Below are 16,020 nucleotides of genomic sequence, written 5' to 3'. Positions count from 1 at the left end.
CGGGCACTTCGGACCGCCCCCGGCCGTTCACACAACACCGGCCGGGGGCGGTACCGTTCGGTAGCAGCGGGTTCCGCCCCCGCTGGTCAGCGCCCATCGCCTGTACGAGACGGAGTGGCACCGGATGCAGCACGCAGTGGGTTCTCCGCTGCCGCCGCCCCACCAGCCGGGGCACGGACCGACCGTCGGCTGGTCGCCGGCCGCACACCACCCGGGCCCGCAGCACCCGGGCGCGCACCAGGGCCCCGCGCCCGTGCCCCCGCCGCCCCCGGCGCCCGGCTATCCCGTGCCCCCGCCCGGGCCGGGCGCGCCCCCGCCGCAGGCCTCCGTTCCTCCGGCGCCGGACACCACCGGCCATGTGCCGCTGCCGCCCGGCGGCCCGGTCGCCATGCCCAGCGCGCCGCCCGCCACGGCGGTCCCCGATCCGGCCGGTACGACGCTCGCCGTGCTGCTCATCGGGCCCGCCGGTGCCGGGAAGACCAGCGTCGCCAAGTACTGGGCGGACCATCGCCGGGTCCCCACGGCGCACATCAGCCTCGACGACGTACGCGAGTGGGTCCGCTCGGGCTTCGCCGACCCGCAGTCCGGGTGGAACGACAACTCCGAGGCGCAGTACCGCCTCGCCCGCCGCACGTGCGGTTTCGCCGCGCGGAACTTCCTGGCCAACGGCATCTCCTGCATCCTCGACGACGCGGTCTTCCCCGACCGGCCCGTCGTCGGCCTAGGCGGCTGGAAGCGGCACGTCGGGCCGGGCCTGCTGCCGGTCGTCCTGCTGCCCGGGCTGGACATCGTCCTGGAACGCAACGCGGAGCGCACGGGGAATCGGCGGCTGTCGGACGAGGAGGTCGCCCGTATCCATGGGCGGATGGCCGGGTGGTACGGGTCCGGTCTGCCGATCATCGACAACTCGCAGCTGGATGTGCCGGAGACGGCGCGGGTGCTGGACGATGTACTGGCCAGGTCCATCGCGAGTCCGCCGCAGTGGTAGTCGGCGTGGGGTCGGTGCGGTAACCCGGCGTTTCCGGTGCCCTGGGGCGTCGCTGCTGGGGCCGGGTGGGTCCGCAGCCCGGCGGAGCGGGGTGCCGCTGCGCCCACCCGTGCCGCCTGGGGGCACCTCCCAGGCCCTTAAGGCGCTGGGGGAGGCACGACTGCCCGCAGCCAGGCCAACCCATCGCGCCGTTCCGAGGACGGACACCCCCCGGCGCGGCCCCGACCCGCAGCCACCGCGAAGGCGCAGGGCCCGCGGACAACCCCCACTCGGCCGTCCCGACCGGCGTCATCCCCCCGGCGCTCGTAGGCTCGGGTCATGTCAGAGGTGTACGCGGCCCGCCGGACGCGTCTGAGGGAATACTGCAACGCGGGCGGCAGCGCGGCGGCGCTGGTCTCCCGCCCCGCCAATGTGCGCTATCTCGCGGGCGCCGCCCCGCACGGCGCCGTTCTCCTGCTGGGCAAGACCGAGGACCTCCTGGTGTGTGCCGGCCCGACGGCCGACCGCCCCACGCAGGAGCGCCCGGACGAGGCCCTGCGCGTACAGAACCTGCCCGGTGCCGGCGGAGGCGACCCGGCCGTCGCGGCCGCCGGCCTCGCCGCGCGCCAGGGCGCCGACTCCCTCGCCGTGGAGGAGCACCACCTCACCGTGGCCCGGCACCGCGCCCTCGGCTCGGTCGCCCCCCGGCTGCGCCTGGCCAACCTCGGCGGTGCCGTCGAGCAGCTCAGGGTCGTCAAGGACGAGGAGGAGATCTCCTGCCTCCGCATCGGCGCCGAGATCGCCGACCAGGCCCTCGGCGAACTCCTGGAGTCCATCCTCGTCGGGCGGACCGAGCGCCATCTCGCCCTGGAGCTCGAACGACGCCTCGTGGATCACGGGGCCGACGGCCCGGCCTTCCCCACGTCCGTCGGCACGGGGCCGAACGCCGGACGGCCCGGGCACCGGCCCACCGACCGCCGCGTGGAGGAGGGCGACTTCCTCTCCGTCTGCCTGGGGGCGACGTACCGGGGCTACCGCTGCGAGATCGGCCGTACCTTCGTCATCGGTACCGCTCCCGCGGACTGGCAGATCGAGCTGTACGACCTGGTCTTCGCAGCGCAGCGCGCCGGACGTGAGAGGCTGGTACCCGGCGCCGCCTGCCGGGACGTCGACCGTGCCGCCCGCCAGGTCCTGGACTCCGCGGGGTACACGGAGGGCCTCACGGCGCTCACCGGACACGGGGTCGGGCTCGAAATCGACGAGGACCCTCAATTGAGTCCCGCGGCCATGGGTAAACTGGACGCTTGCGTGCCGGTCACCGTCGAACCCGGGGTCCACCTCCCGGGCCGGGGCGGCGTCCGGATCGATGACACGCTCGTCGTCCGCCCAGAGGCGGATGGCGGACCCGAGCTACTCACCATCACGACCAAGGAGCTGCTCGCCCTGTAGGCAGGTGCGTGCCCCGGGGTCGTACGTCAGTCCAGGAGATTCCGCAACCGTGGCTTCCACGAACGACCTCAAGAACGGCATGGTGCTCAAGCTCGAAGGCGGCCAGCTCTGGTCCGTCGTCGAGTTCCAGCACGTCAAGCCCGGCAAGGGCCCGGCCTTCGTGCGCACCAAGCTCAAGAACGTGCTCTCCGGCAAGGTCGTCGACAAGACCTTCAACGCCGGCGTCAAGGTCGAAACGGCCACCGTCGACAAGCGCGACATGCAGTTCTCCTACATGGACGGCGACTACTTCGTCTTCATGGACATGGAGACCTACGACCAGCTCATGGTCGACCGCAAGGCCGTCGGCGACGCCGCCAACTTCCTCGTCGAGGGCTTCACGGCCACGGTCGCCCAGCACGAGGGCGAGGTGCTCTTCGTCGAGCTGCCGGCCGCCGTCGAGCTGACCGTGCAGGAGACCGAGCCGGGCGTCCAGGGCGACCGCTCCACCGGCGGCACCAAGCCCGCCACGCTGGAGACCGGCCACCAGATCCAGGTCCCGCTCTTCATCACCACCGGTGAGAAGATCAAGGTCGACACCCGCACCAGCGACTACCTCGGCCGGGTGAACAGCTAACCGTGGCTGCCCGCAACACGGCCCGCAAGCGCGCCTTCCAGATCCTCTTCGAGGGCGACCAGCGCGGCGCCGAGGTCCTCACGGTCCTCGCCGACTGGGTCCGGCACTCCCGGGCCGACACCCGGCAGCCGCCGGTGAGCGAGTACACGATGGAGCTGGTCGAGGGCTACGCGCAGCACGCGAAGCGCATCGACGAGCTGCTCGCCCAGTACTCGGTCGGCTGGACGCTCGACCGGATGCCGGTCGTCGACCGCAACATCCTGCGGCTCGGCGCCTATGAGCTGATCTGGGTCGACGCGACCCCGGACGCCGTCGTCCTCGACGAGATGGTGCAGCTGGCGAAGGAGTTCTCCACGGACGAGTCGCCCTCGTTCGTCAACGGCCTGCTCGGACGGCTGAAGGAGCTCAAGCCCTCGCTCCGTCGCGACGAGGTCTGAAAGCCAGACAGAACGCCGAAGGGCCCGCAGCAGCGTGACTGCCGCGGGCCCTTCGGCGTTCCCCTGCCGTCGAGGGCTGCCAGGCCCTCACAACGGCGCCGGGGTGGCCGAGACCCATACGGTTTCGGCCACCCCGGCGGCACGTTTCTGCTGACCCCTCGGCCAGCCCCGAAAAGCGGTCAGCCCTCGTCGTGGGTCGCCACCGCGCGGCGCGCGTCCGCGTCCAGGACACCCCAGCTGATCAGCTGCTCGGTGAGGACCGAGGGCGACTGGTCGTAGATGACGGCGAGTGTGCGCAGGTCGTCCTGGCGGATCGAGAGCACCTTGCCGTTGTAGTCACCGCGCTGCGACTGGATCGTGGCCGCGTAGCGCTGAAGGGGGCCCGCCTTCTCGGCCGGCACCGTGGCCAGCCGCTCCAGGTCCAGGACCAGCTTCGGCGGCGGCTCGGCGGCGCCGCCCGGGGTGGTGCCCGGGAGCAGCTCCTGCACCGGAACGCCGTAGAAATCCGCCAGCTCGGCAAGGCGCTGCACGGTCACGGCACGGTCGCCGCGCTCGTACGAACCGACCACGACCGCCTTCCAGCGTCCCTGGGACTTCTCCTCGACACCGTGGAGGGAAAGGCCCTGCTGGGTGCGGATCGCCCGGAGCTTGGCCCCGAGCTGTTTGGCGTATTCGCTGGACATATAGCTCCCCGGCACTGTGTCGACGCGTCTGGCGTAGGTGCCAGGCCGCGCGGCTGGTAACTCACTGTGAGGTTACGCAGCGTTACTCTGCCGCGTCAAGCCGAATGGTCCGCACCGACTCTTCCGTGGTATCGGCACTCTGTTAGGCCGAGTGGGTGATCCGAGGGGGCCATACGGGTGACGGCGAGGGTCTGCTACCGTGGATGGCGCAATCCCGACGTCCTTTAAGGTCCGTCCCGTGAGGCGGAGAAGGAGGTCCGTTTCGTATGGACTCGCACGGCACACCATCCGATGCCCGGCCCGTTCTCGAAGGCCCCGACATCGCGCGGGTACTGACCCGCATCGCCCACGAGATCGTCGAACGCGCGAAAGGCGCCGACGACGTGGTGCTCCTCGGAATTCCCACCCGGGGCGTCTTCCTCGCCCGGCGGATCGCCGACAAGCTCGAGCAGATCACCGAGCGCAAGGTTCCCTGCGGCTCGCTCGACATCACCATGTACCGCGACGACCTGCGCATGCACCCGCCGCGTGCGCTGGCCCGCACGGAGATCCCCGGTGACGGCATCGACGGCAAGCTGGTCGTTCTCGTCGACGACGTCCTCTTCTCCGGCCGCACGATCCGCGCCGCCCTCGACGCCCTGAACGACATCGGGCGCCCCCGCGCGGTGCAGCTCGCGGTCCTCGTCGACCGCGGTCACCGCGAACTGCCCATCCGCGCCGACTACGTCGGCAAGAACCTCCCCACGTCGTTGCGGGAGACGGTCAAGGTCCAGCTCGCCGAGGAGGACGGTCGCGACACCGTGCTGCTCGGTGCCAAGCCGGCCGCCCAGTAGCGCTCCAGGCGTACGCCGCTGTCGTACGCCGGCTCAGTGCGCGCACGCGCGCGCCCGTCTGCCCCGAATCTCCCGTTTGAACTGCCTTACGGAGCCTGACAGATGCAGCGTCATCTCATCTCGGCCGCCGACCTCACCCGCGACGACGCCGTCCTGATCCTCGACACCGCCGAGGAGATGGCCCGGGTCGCCGACCGGCCGATCAAGAAGCTGCCGACCCTGCGCGGCCGCGCGATCGTCAACCTCTTCTTCGAGGACTCCACCCGGACCCGGATCTCCTTCGAGGCCGCCGAGAAGCGGCTCTCCGCGGACGTCATCAACTTCTCCGCCAAGGGTTCGAGCGTCTCCAAGGGCGAGTCCCTGAAGGACACCGCCCAGACGCTGGAGGCCATGGGCGTCGACGCCGTGGTCATCCGGCACGGTTCGTCGGGAGCCCCGTACCGGCTGGCGAACTCCGGCTGGATCGACGCGGTCGTCGTCAACGCCGGCGACGGCACCCACCAGCACCCCACCCAGGCCCTGCTGGACGCCTTCACCATGCGCCGCCGCCTGATCGGCCCGGACGCCGGGATCGGCCAGGACCTGGAAGGCAAGCGGATCACGATCGTCGGCGACGTCCTGCACAGCCGGGTCGCCCGCTCCAACGTCGACCTGCTGCACACCCTCGGCGCCGAGGTCACCCTCGTCGCCCCGCCGACCCTGGTGCCGGTCGGCATCGAGAGCTGGCCCTGCGAGGTGTCGTACGACCTCGACAGCACGCTGCCCAAGTCCGACGCGGTGATGATGCTGCGGGTGCAGCGCGAGCGCATGAACGCCGCGTTCTTCCCGACCGAGCGCGAGTACTCCCGGCGCTATGGCCTCGACGGCGACCGCATGGCGCGGATGCCCGAGCACGCCGTCGTGATGCACCCCGGCCCGATGGTCCGCGGCATGGAGATCACCGCCGAGGTCGCCGACTCCGACCGCTGCACCGTCGTGGAGCAGGTGGCGAACGGAGTCTCCATCCGGATGGCCGTCCTGTACCTGCTGCTGGGCGGGAACGAACCCGCCGTCACTCAGACCCGTACCGAGGAGAAGTAAGACAGATGAGCAAGATCCTGATCCGTGGTGCGAAGGTGCTGGGCGGCGAGCCGCAGGACGTCCTGATCGACGGCGGGACGATCGCGGAGGTGGGCAGCGGGCTGTCCGCCGAGGGCGCCGAAGTCGTCGAGGCCGAGGGCAAGGTGCTGCTGCCGGGCCTGGTCGACCTGCACACCCATCTGCGCGAGCCGGGCCGCGAGGACTCCGAGACCGTCCTCACCGGCACCCGGGCCGCGGCCTCGGGCGGCTTCACCACCGTGTTCGCCATGGCCAACACCTTCCCGGTCGCCGACACCGCCGGTGTCGTCGAGCAGGTCTGGCGGCTCGGCAAGGAGCACGGCTACTGCGACGTCCAGCCGATCGGTGCCGTAACCGTCGGCCTGGAGGGCCGCAAGCTCGCCGAGCTGGGCGCCATGCACGAGTCGGCCGCCGGGGTCACCGTCTTCTCCGACGACGGCAAGTGCGTCCACGACGCGGTGATCATGCGCCGGGCCCTGGAGTACGTGAAGGCCTTCGGCGGTGTCGTCGCGCAGCACGCGCAGGAGCCGCGGCTGACCGAGGGCGCCGAGATGAACGAGGGCGTCGTCTCCGCCGAGCTGGGCCTCGGGGGCTGGCCCGCGGTGGCCGAAGAATCGATCATCGCCCGGGATGTCCTGCTCGCCGAGCACGTCGGCTCCCGCGTCCACATCTGTCACCTGTCGACCGCCGGGTCCGTCGAGATCGTCCGCTGGGCCAAGTCCCGCGGCATCGACGTCACCGCCGAGGTCACCCCGCACCACCTGCTCCTCACCGACGAGCTGGTCCGCACGTACAACCCCGTCTACAAGGTCAACCCGCCGCTGCGCACCGAGCGCGACGTGATGGCCCTGCGCGAGGCGCTCGCCGACGGCACGATCGACATCGTCGCCACCGACCACGCCCCGCACCCGCACGAGGACAAGGACTGCGAGTGGGCCGCGGCCGCCATGGGCATGGTCGGCCTGGAGACCGCTCTGTCAGTGGTTCAGGAGACCATGGTCGACACGGGCCTGCTGGACTGGGCCGGCGTCGCCGACCGGATGTCCTTCAAGCCCGCGCAGATCGGACAGGCCACGGGGCACGGCCGTCCCGTCTCGGCAGGTGAGCCCGCCAACCTCACCCTCGTCGACACGGCATACCGTGGCCCCGTGGACCCCGCGGGCTTCGCCTCGCGCAGCCGCAACACCCCCTACGAGGGTCGTGAGCTGCCGGGCCGTGTGACGCACACGTGGCTGCGGGGCAAGGCCACGCTCGTCGACGGGAAGCTCACGTGACACCTGTACTTCTACTGGCCGCCGAGAAGGAATCGGCGCAAGTGACCGACTGGGCCGCCCGCATCGGCTGGGTCGTCGGCCTCGCCCTGTTCGTCGCGCTCGTCTACTGGCTGATGCGCGAAGGCTGGAAGTGGCGCGGCACGCTCCAGGGCGACCTGCCCGAACTGCCCGTCACCCCGGACGAGACGGGTCCGGAGCGCCTGACCATGAGCGGCCGCTACCACGGCTCCACCACCGCCGGACAGTGGCTCGACCGCATCGTCGCGCACGGCCTGGGCACCCGCAGCCGCGCCGAGCTGACCCTCACGGACGCCGGACTGGACGTCGTACGCCCCGGGGCGAGCGACTTCTTCGTCCCGGCCGCACAGCTGCGCGAGGCCCGGCTCGACAAAGGCATCGCCGGCAAGGTGCTCACCGAGGGCGGCCTGCTGGTCGTCACCTGGGAGCACGGCGACCGGCTGATCGACTCCGGCTTCCGCGCCGACCACGCGGCCGAGCACAACGAGTGGGTCGAGACCATCAACTCCATGATCGAAACGAACAGCAGGGAAGGCGCCGAACGATGACCACCTCCACCAGGGGAGCCGCCAAAACTCCCGCCGTACTCGTCCTGGAGGACGGCCGGGTCTTCCGCGGCCGTGCCTACGGGGCCGTGGGGGAGACCTTCGGCGAAGCGGTGTTCTCCACCGGCATGACCGGCTACCAGGAGACCCTCACCGACCCCTCCTACCACCGCCAGGTCGTGGTGATGACCGCCCCGCACGTCGGCAACACCGGCGTCAACGACGAGGACATGGAGTCCAAGCGCATCTGGGTCTCCGGGTACGTCGTGCGCGACCCCGCGCGCGTGCCGTCCAGCTGGCGCTCCCGGCGCACGCTGGACGAGGAGCTGGCCGCCCAGGGCGTCGTCGGCATCTCCGGCATCGACACCCGCGCCCTCACCCGCCACCTGCGCGAGCGCGGCGCGATGCGCGTCGGCATCTTCAGCGGCGACGCGGTCAGGGACGACAGCGCACTCCTCGCGCGCGTGCAGGAAGCCCCGCAGATGAAGGGCGCGAACCTCTCCGCCGAGGTCGCCACCACCGAGCCGTACGTCGTCCCCGCGATCGGCGAGAAGAAGTTCACCGTCGCCGCCGTCGACCTCGGCATCAAGGGCATGACCCCGCACCGCATGGCCGAGCGCGGCATCGAGGTGCACGTGCTCCCGGCCACCGCGACCGTCGAGGACGTCTACGCGGTCAACCCGGACGGCGTGTTCTTCTCCAACGGCCCGGGCGACCCGGCCACCGCCGACCACCCCGTCTCCGTGATGCGGGGCGTCCTGGAGCGCGGCACCCCGCTGTTCGGCATCTGCTTCGGCAACCAGATCCTGGGCCGCGCCCTCGGCTTCGGCACGTACAAGCTGAAGTACGGCCACCGCGGCATCAACCAGCCGGTGCAGGACCGTACGACCGGCAAGGTCGAGGTCACCGCGCACAACCACGGCTTCGCCGTCGACGCCCCGCTCGAGAAGGTCTCCGAGACCCCGTTCGGCCGGGCCGAGGTGTCCCACGTCTGCCTGAACGACAACGTGGTGGAGGGGCTCCAGCTCCTCGACCGCCCCGCCTTCAGCGTCCAGTACCACCCCGAAGCGGCAGCCGGCCCGCACGACGCCGCCTACCTGTTCGACCGCTTCGTATCCCTGATGGAGGGCCAGCGTGCCTAAGCGCACCGATATCCAGTCCGTCCTGGTCATCGGCTCCGGCCCGATCGTCATCGGCCAGGCCGCCGAGTTCGACTACTCCGGCACCCAGGCGTGCCGCGTCCTGAAGGCCGAGGGCCTCAGGGTCATCCTGGTGAACTCCAACCCGGCGACGATCATGACCGACCCGGAGATCGCCGACGCCACCTACGTCGAGCCCATCACCCCCGAGTTCGTCGAGAAGATCATCGCCAAGGAGCGCCCGGACGCGCTGCTGCCCACCCTGGGCGGCCAGACGGCCCTCAACACCGCGATCTCACTGCACGAGTCGGGGACGCTCGACAAGTACGGCGTCGAGCTGATCGGCGCCAACGTCGAGGCGATCCACAAGGGCGAGGACCGCGACCAGTTCAAGGAGGTCGTGGAAGAGGTCCGCAAGAAGATCGGCCACGGCGAGTCCGCCCGGTCCTACATCTGCCACTCCATGGACGACGTCCTCAGGGGTGTCGAGGAGCTCGGCGGCTACCCGGTCGTCGTCCGCCCGTCCTTCACCATGGGCGGCGCCGGCTCCGGCTTCGCCCACGACGAGGAGGAGCTGCGCCGCATCGCCGGTCAGGGCCTCACGCTCTCGCCGACCACCGAGGTGCTCCTGGAGGAGTCCATCCTCGGCTGGAAGGAGTACGAGCTGGAGCTGATGCGCGACAAGCACGACAACGTCGTGGTCGTCTGCTCCATCGAGAACTTCGACCCCATGGGCGTGCACACCGGTGACTCGATCACCGTCGCCCCGGCGATGACCCTCACCGACCGCGAGTACCAGACCCTGCGCGACATCGGAATCGCCGTCATCCGCGAGGTCGGCGTCGACACCGGCGGCTGCAACATCCAGTTCGCGGTGAACCCCGAGGACGGTCGCGTGATCGTCATCGAGATGAACCCGCGCGTGTCGCGCTCGTCGGCGCTCGCCTCCAAGGCCACCGGCTTCCCGATCGCCAAGATCGCCGCCAAGCTGGCCGTCGGCTACACGCTGGACGAGATCCCGAACGACATCACGCAGGAGACCCCGGCCTCCTTCGAGCCGACGCTCGACTACGTGGTCGTGAAGGCGCCGCGCTTCGCCTTCGAGAAGTTCCCGAGCGCCGACTCCACCCTCACCACCACCATGAAGTCGGTCGGCGAGGCCATGGCCATCGGCCGCAACTTCACCGAGGCCTTCCAGAAGGCCCTGCGCTCGCTGGAGAAGAAGGGCAGCCAGTTCACCTTCGTCGGCGAGCCCGGCGGCAAGCAGGAACTGCTGGAGGCGTCCGTCCGCCCGACCGACGGCCGTATCAACACCGTCATGCAGGCCATCCGCGCCGGTGCCACGCCCGAGGAGGTCTTCGAGTACACGAAGATCGACCCCTGGTTCGTCGACCAGCTCTTCCTCATCAAGGAGATCGCGGACGAGCTGGCCGAGGCCCCCGAGTTGACGCCCGCCCTGCTCGCCGAGGCCAAGCGGCACGGCTTCTCCGACTCGCAGATCGGCGAGATCCGCGGCCTGCGCGAGGACGTCGTCCGCGAGGTCCGGCACGCCCTCGGCATCCGACCGGTCTACAAGACGGTCGACACCTGCGCCGCCGAGTTCGCCGCGAAGACGCCCTACTTCTACTCCTCCTACGACGAGGAGAGCGAGGTCGCGCCGCGCGAGAAGCCGGCCGTCATCATCCTGGGCTCAGGCCCGAACCGCATCGGCCAGGGCATCGAGTTCGACTACTCCTGCGTCCACGCCTCCTTCGCGCTCAGCGACGCGGGCTACGAGACCGTCATGGTCAACTGCAACCCGGAGACCGTCTCCACGGACTACGACACCTCCGACCGCCTGTACTTCGAGCCGCTGACGCTGGAAGACGTGCTGGAGATCGTGCACGCCGAGCAGCAGGCCGGCCCGGTCGCGGGCGTCATCGTCCAGCTCGGCGGTCAGACCCCGCTGGGCCTGTCGCAGGCACTGAAGGACAACGGCGTGCCGATCGTCGGCACCTCCCCGGAGGCCATCCACGCCGCCGAGGACCGGGGCGCCTTCGGCCGGGTCCTCAAGGAGGCCGGCCTCCCGGCCCCCAAGCACGGCACCGCCACCACCTTCGCCGAGGCCAAGGCCATCGCCGACGAGATCGGCTACCCGGTCCTCGTGCGCCCCTCCTACGTCCTCGGCGGGCGCGGCATGGAGATCGTCTACGACGAGACGCGCCTGGAGGCGTACATCGCCGAGTCGACGGAGATCAGCCCGTCCCGTCCGGTCCTGGTCGACCGGTTCCTGGACGACGCGATCGAGATCGACGTCGACGCGCTCTACGACGGTGAGGAGCTCTACCTCGGCGGCGTCATGGAGCACATCGAGGAGGCCGGCATCCACTCCGGCGACTCGGCGTGCGCCCTGCCCCCGATCACGCTCGGCGGCTTCGACATCAAGCGCCTGCGCGCCTCCACGGAGGGCATCGCCAAGGGTGTCGGCGTGCGCGGCCTGATCAACATCCAGTTCGCACTGGCGGGCGACATCCTCTACGTCCTGGAGGCCAACCCGCGCGCCTCCCGGACCGTCCCCTTCACCTCGAAGGCGACCGCGGTGCCGCTGGCGAAGGCCGCCGCCCGGATCTCCCTGGGCGCGACCATCGCCGAACTGCGCGCCGAGGGCCTGCTGCCGGCGAGCGGTGACGGCGGCGAGCTGCCGTTCGACGCGCCGATCTCCGTGAAGGAGGCCGTCATGCCGTGGTCGCGCTTCCGTGACATCCACGGCCGCGGCGTCGACACGGTCCTCGGCCCGGAGATGCGCTCCACCGGCGAGGTCATGGGCATCGACTCCGTCTTCGGCACGGCGTACGCCAAGTCGCAGGCGGGCGCCTACGGCCCGCTGCCCACCAAGGGACGGGCGTTCATCTCGGTCGCCAACCGCGACAAGCGCTCGATGATCTTTCCCGCCCGCGAGCTGGTCGCGCACGGCTTCGAGCTGCTCGCCACCTCCGGCACGGCCGAGGTGCTCAAGCGCAACGGCATCAACGCCACGATCGTGCGCAAGCAGTCCGAGGGCACCGGCCCGAACGGCGAGAAGACCATCGTCCAGCTCATCCACGACGGCGAGGTCGACCTCATCGTCAACACCCCGTACGGCACCGGTGGCCGCCTCGACGGCTACGACATCCGTACGGCGGCCGTGGCACGCTCCGTGCCCTGCCTGACGACGGTCCAGGCGCTCGCGGCGGCGGTCCAGGGCATCGACGCCCTCAACCGCGGCGACGTGGGCGTGCGATCGCTCCAGGAACACGCGGAACACCTGACCGCGGCCCGCGACTAGCAGCCGAAGAGGGGGACACCGGAAACGGTGTCCCCCTCTTCGTGAGGACGTCATGTCTTCGTGAGGACACCATGTACAAGATCTTCTTCAGTCTGTTCTTCAAGCGGCTGGACCCGGAGCAGGCGCACCACCTGGCCTTCCGCTGGATCCGCCTGGCCGCCCGCGTGCCCGTGCTGCGCACCTTCCTCGCGGCCGCCCTCGCGCCCCGCCACAAGGAACTGCGCACGGAGGCCTTCGGGCTGCGCATGCACGGCCCCTTCGGGCTCGCCGCGGGCTTCGACAAGAACGCCGTCGGCATCGACGGCATGGCGATGCTCGGCTTCGACCACGTCGAGATCGGCACGGTCACCGGCGAGCCGCAGCCCGGCAACCCCAAGCAGCGGCTGTTCCGCTTGGTCAAGGACCGGGCGCTGATCAACCGCATGGGCTTCAACAACGAGGGCTCGCTCCGCGTCGCCGCCCGTCTGGCCTCCCGGACGCCCGTCTTCAAGACCGTCGTCGGCGTCAACATCGGCAAGACCAAGGTCGTACCCGAGGAGGAGGCCGTCGCGGACTACGTGAAGTCCGCCGAGCGGCTCGCGCCCTACGCCGACTACCTCGTGGTCAACGTCTCCTCCCCGAACACGCCGGGCCTGCGCAACCTCCAGGCCACGGAAGCGCTGCGCCCCCTGCTGAGCGCGGTCCGCGAGGCCGCCGACCGCGCGGTGTCCGCGCGGCGCGTCCCGCTGCTGGTCAAGATCGCGCCGGATCTCGCCGACGAGGACATCGACGCCGTCGCCGACCTCGCCGTGGAACTCGGCCTGGACGGGATCATCGCGACGAACACCACCATCGCGCGCGAGGGACTCGGCCTGAGGTCCGACCCCGCGCTGGTCAAGGAGAGCGGCGGCCTGTCCGGCGCGCCCCTGAAGGAACGCTCCCTGGAGGTCCTGCGCCGCCTCTACGCGCGCGTGGGCGACCGGATCACCCTGGTGGGCGTCGGGGGCGTCGAGAACGCCGAGGACGCCTGGCAGCGCATCCTGGCCGGTGCCACGCTGGTCCAGGGCTACAGCGCCTTCATCTACGAGGGCCCCTTCTGGGGCCGAGCCATCCACAAGGGGCTCGCCGCGCGCCTGCGCACCAGCCCGTACGCCACGCTCGCCGACGCGGTGGGCGCCGACGTGAGGAAGACGGCATGAGTGGTCTCGAACCCTTCGGCGCCCGCCTGCGCCGCGCCATGGACGAGCGCGGCCCGCTCTGCGTCGGCATCGACCCGCACGCCTCCCTGCTCGCCGAGTGGGGCCTGGGCGACGACGTGGCGGGCCTGGAGCGGTTCAGCCGCACGGTCGTCGAGGCGGTGGCCGACCGGGTCGCCGTGCTCAAGCCGCAGAGCGCGTTCTTCGAGCGGTTCGGCTCGCGCGGCGTCGCCGTCCTGGAGAAGTCGGTGGCCGAGGCGCGGGCGGCCGGCGCGCTGGTCGTGATGGACGCCAAGCGCGGAGACATCGGCTCGACCATGGCCGCGTACGCCGAGTCCTTCCTGCACAAGGACGCCCCGCTGTTCTCCGACGCGCTGACCGTCTCGCCGTACCTCGGCTACGGCTCGCTGAGCCCGGCCGTCGCGCTGGCGCGGGAGAACGGCGCCGGCCTGTTCGTGCTTGCGCTGACCTCCAACCCGGAGGGCGGCGAGGTCCAGCACGCCGTACGGTCCGACGGGCGGAACGTCGGAGCGACCATGCTCGCGCACCTGTCCGCGGAGAACGCGGGGGAGGAGCCCCTCGGGTCCTTCGGCGCGGTCGTCGGCGCGACCCTCGGCGATCTGTCCTCGTACGACCTGGACATCAACGGCCCGCTCCTCGCGCCCGGCATCGGTGCCCAGGGGGCGACGCCGGCCGATCTTCCCCAGGTCTTCGGGACGGCGGTGCGCAATGTCGTGCCGAACGTCAGCCGGGGAGTGCTACGCCACGGTCCCGACGCGGTCGCGCTGCGTGACGCCGCGGAACGCTTCGCGGAGGAGATCCGGCACGCCGTGACCTCCTCCTGACCTCTTCCCGCTCTTCTCCGGAGTCCTCCGATGAGTGGTCCGGAGCGCGCTTGAGTCTGAATACATCCTCAAATCCGGGGCAGTATGTCCTAAATGTCCGTTCAGATGAAGGCTGACCAGGACTTTTCCGCTGTTCTCGCTGACTCTGGCGGACTTGCCCGCTAGTCTCCGACGAGAGTGAACGGGCAAGCGTGTTGCTCGTAGCTCCCCAGGTGTGGGGCGACTAGGTTCCTCACCGGTCCGTATCCGACAGTTCGACATCCGAGGTGACGTAGGCGTGGCTCTTCCGCCCCTTACCCCTGAACAGCGCGCAGCCGCGCTCGAAAAGGCCGCCGCGGCTCGCCGGGAGCGGGCCGAGGTCAAGAATCGACTCAAGCACTCCGGCGCCTCTCTTCACGAGGTCATCAAGCAGGGCCAGGAGAACGACGTCATCGGCAAGATGAAGGTCTCCGCCCTCCTCGAGTCCCTGCCGGGCGTGGGCAAGGTCCGCGCCAAGCAGATCATGGAGCGACTCGGTATCTCCGAGAGCCGCCGCGTGCGTGGTCTCGGTTCCAACCAGATCGCCTCCCTTGAGCGTGAATTCGGCAGCACCGGTTCCTGAACCGGGCATTCCGGGGGAGCGAGTCCCGGGCACTCCGGGATTGCTGGATAATCGCTGCATGGCTGCAACACCCCGGGGGACCACCCCCGTGCCCCCGGACGTACGTCCGCGGCTGACCGTGCTCTCCGGCCCCTCCGGGGTCGGCAAGAGCACGGTCGTCGCCCATATGCGCAAGGAACATCCCGAGGTCTGGCTCTCGGTGTCGGCGACGACCCGCAAGCCCCGCCCCGGCGAGAAGCACGGAGTCCACTACTTCTTCGTCAGCGACGACGAGATGGACAAGCTGATCGCCAACGGCGAACTGCTGGAGTGGGCCGAGTTCGCGGGCAACCGCTACGGCACTCCGCGTGCGGCCGTACAGGAGCGCCTGGAGAAGGGCGAGCCCGTGCTGCTCGAGATCGATCTCCAGGGTGCCCGTCTGGTCCGGGAGTCGATGCCCGAGGCCCAGCTGGTGTTCCTGGCTCCGCCCTCCTGGGAAGAGCTGGTGCGCAGACTCACCGGGCGGGGCACCGAACCGCCCGAGGTCATCGAGCGCCGACTCGAGGCGGCGAAGACCGAACTGGCCGCCGAGCCCGAGTTCGACACCACCCTGGTGAACACCTCCGTCGAGGACGTGGCTCGCGAGCTGCTAGCCTTGGTGGACGTCGTGTGACCATCGCTGATCGATTCCGGGTCTCGCTGATCACCCCGACAGAATCTTTCCCATCCATCGGAAGGTAGAGCGTGTCCTCTTCCATCTCCGCGCCCGAGGGCATCATCAACCCGCCGATCGACGAGCTCCTCGAGGCCACCGACTCGAAGTACAGCCTCGTGATCTACGCGGCCAAGCGGGCCCGCCAGATCAACGCGTACTACTCGCAGCTCGGCGAGGGTCTCCTCGAGTACGTCGGTCCTCTCGTCGACACCCACGTCCACGAGAAGCCGCTCTCGATCGCCCTTCGCGAGATCAACGCGGGGCTGCTGACGTCCGAGGCCGTCGAGGGCCCGGCGCAGTAAGTACTATTTGCAGCTTGACGCTGACTTTTCCACAGGCCCG

16 protein-coding genes are annotated in these 16,020 nt (G+C 70.3%); 15 read left to right on the top strand and 1 reads right to left on the bottom strand.

The genetic code is table 11. The features are described from left to right. Positions 1-124 precede the first annotated feature (124 nt). From ACIBL4_RS20485 to nusB, 4 genes are all read left to right on the top strand, one after another. Complete coding sequence (locus tag ACIBL4_RS20485) at positions 125-988, top strand: Pro-rich N-terminal domain-containing protein (protein ID WP_399412013.1); 864 nt, start codon at positions 125-127, stop codon at positions 986-988. Between the two features lie 318 nt (positions 989-1,306). Next, positions 1,307-2,416, top strand: coding sequence for an aminopeptidase P family protein (locus tag ACIBL4_RS20480; RefSeq protein WP_399412011.1), 1,110 nt, complete (start codon positions 1,307-1,309; stop codon positions 2,414-2,416). A gap of 49 nt (positions 2,417-2,465) precedes the next feature. Further along, complete coding sequence (efp, locus tag ACIBL4_RS20475; RefSeq protein WP_059420847.1) at positions 2,466-3,032, top strand: elongation factor P; 567 nt, start codon at positions 2,466-2,468, stop codon at positions 3,030-3,032. Between the two features lie 2 nt (positions 3,033-3,034). Beyond that, complete coding sequence (gene nusB / locus ACIBL4_RS20470; RefSeq protein WP_399412008.1) at positions 3,035-3,469, top strand: transcription antitermination factor NusB; 435 nt, start codon at positions 3,035-3,037, stop codon at positions 3,467-3,469. 179 nt (positions 3,470-3,648) lie between these two features. Here the strand turns inward: nusB and bldD are convergent, their stop codons facing one another. Beyond that, positions 3,649-4,152 (bottom strand): transcriptional regulator BldD, encoded by a 504-nt coding sequence (gene bldD, locus ACIBL4_RS20465; RefSeq protein WP_003988955.1) that lies wholly within the window; start codon positions 4,150-4,152, stop codon positions 3,649-3,651. A 266-nt stretch (positions 4,153-4,418) separates the two neighbouring features. Between bldD and pyrR the strand changes: the two genes are divergently transcribed. From pyrR to rpoZ, 11 genes are all read left to right on the top strand, one after another. Beyond that, positions 4,419-4,985, top strand: a complete 567-nt coding sequence (pyrR, locus tag ACIBL4_RS20460) for a bifunctional pyr operon transcriptional regulator/uracil phosphoribosyltransferase PyrR (RefSeq protein WP_356928660.1) — start codon at positions 4,419-4,421, stop codon at positions 4,983-4,985. A 102-nt stretch (positions 4,986-5,087) separates the two neighbouring features. Beyond that, positions 5,088-6,065: an aspartate carbamoyltransferase catalytic subunit gene (locus tag ACIBL4_RS20455; protein WP_399412006.1), complete on the top strand. Its 978-nt coding sequence runs from the start codon at positions 5,088-5,090 to the stop codon at positions 6,063-6,065. Between the two features lie 5 nt (positions 6,066-6,070). Continuing rightward, a complete protein-coding gene (locus ACIBL4_RS20450; RefSeq protein WP_399412003.1) occupies positions 6,071-7,357 on the top strand; it encodes a dihydroorotase in 1,287 nt (428 codons plus the stop codon). Then, a complete protein-coding gene (locus ACIBL4_RS20445) occupies positions 7,354-7,923 on the top strand; it encodes a hypothetical protein (RefSeq protein WP_399412001.1) in 570 nt (189 codons plus the stop codon). The genes ACIBL4_RS20450 and ACIBL4_RS20445 overlap by 4 nt, the downstream gene beginning before the upstream one ends. Further along, a complete protein-coding gene (gene carA / locus ACIBL4_RS20440; RefSeq protein WP_399411999.1) occupies positions 7,920-9,062 on the top strand; it encodes a glutamine-hydrolyzing carbamoyl-phosphate synthase small subunit in 1,143 nt (380 codons plus the stop codon). The genes ACIBL4_RS20445 and carA overlap by 4 nt, the downstream gene beginning before the upstream one ends. Beyond that, positions 9,055-12,363 (top strand): carbamoyl-phosphate synthase large subunit, encoded by a 3,309-nt coding sequence (gene carB / locus ACIBL4_RS20435; RefSeq protein WP_399411997.1) that lies wholly within the window; start codon positions 9,055-9,057, stop codon positions 12,361-12,363. The genes carA and carB overlap by 8 nt, the downstream gene beginning before the upstream one ends. A gap of 71 nt (positions 12,364-12,434) precedes the next feature. Then, complete coding sequence (locus ACIBL4_RS20430) at positions 12,435-13,541, top strand: quinone-dependent dihydroorotate dehydrogenase (protein WP_399411995.1); 1,107 nt, start codon at positions 12,435-12,437, stop codon at positions 13,539-13,541. After that, a complete protein-coding gene (gene pyrF, locus ACIBL4_RS20425; RefSeq protein WP_399411993.1) occupies positions 13,538-14,383 on the top strand; it encodes an orotidine-5'-phosphate decarboxylase in 846 nt (281 codons plus the stop codon). Before ACIBL4_RS20430 ends, pyrF begins: the two co-directional genes overlap by 4 nt. 277 nt (positions 14,384-14,660) lie before the next feature. Then, positions 14,661-14,984, top strand: a complete 324-nt coding sequence (locus ACIBL4_RS20420) for an integration host factor (RefSeq protein ID WP_003977346.1) — start codon at positions 14,661-14,663, stop codon at positions 14,982-14,984. Positions 14,985-15,042: 58 nt separating this feature from the next. Continuing rightward, a complete protein-coding gene (gene gmk, locus ACIBL4_RS20415; RefSeq protein WP_399411991.1) occupies positions 15,043-15,636 on the top strand; it encodes a guanylate kinase in 594 nt (197 codons plus the stop codon). Positions 15,637-15,707: 71 nt separating this feature from the next. After that, entirely contained in the window at positions 15,708-15,980 is a 273-nt protein-coding gene (gene rpoZ / locus ACIBL4_RS20410) for a DNA-directed RNA polymerase subunit omega (protein ID WP_003988945.1), read from the top strand. Positions 15,981-16,020: the final 40 nt, after the last annotated feature.

The organism is Streptomyces sp. NPDC050416 (assembly GCF_044458845.1).
GTDB lineage: Bacteria > Actinomycetota > Actinomycetes > Streptomycetales > Streptomycetaceae > Streptomyces.
Note: the sequence above shows the minus strand (reverse complement) of the source record. Positions and strands in the feature narration are given on the sequence as shown.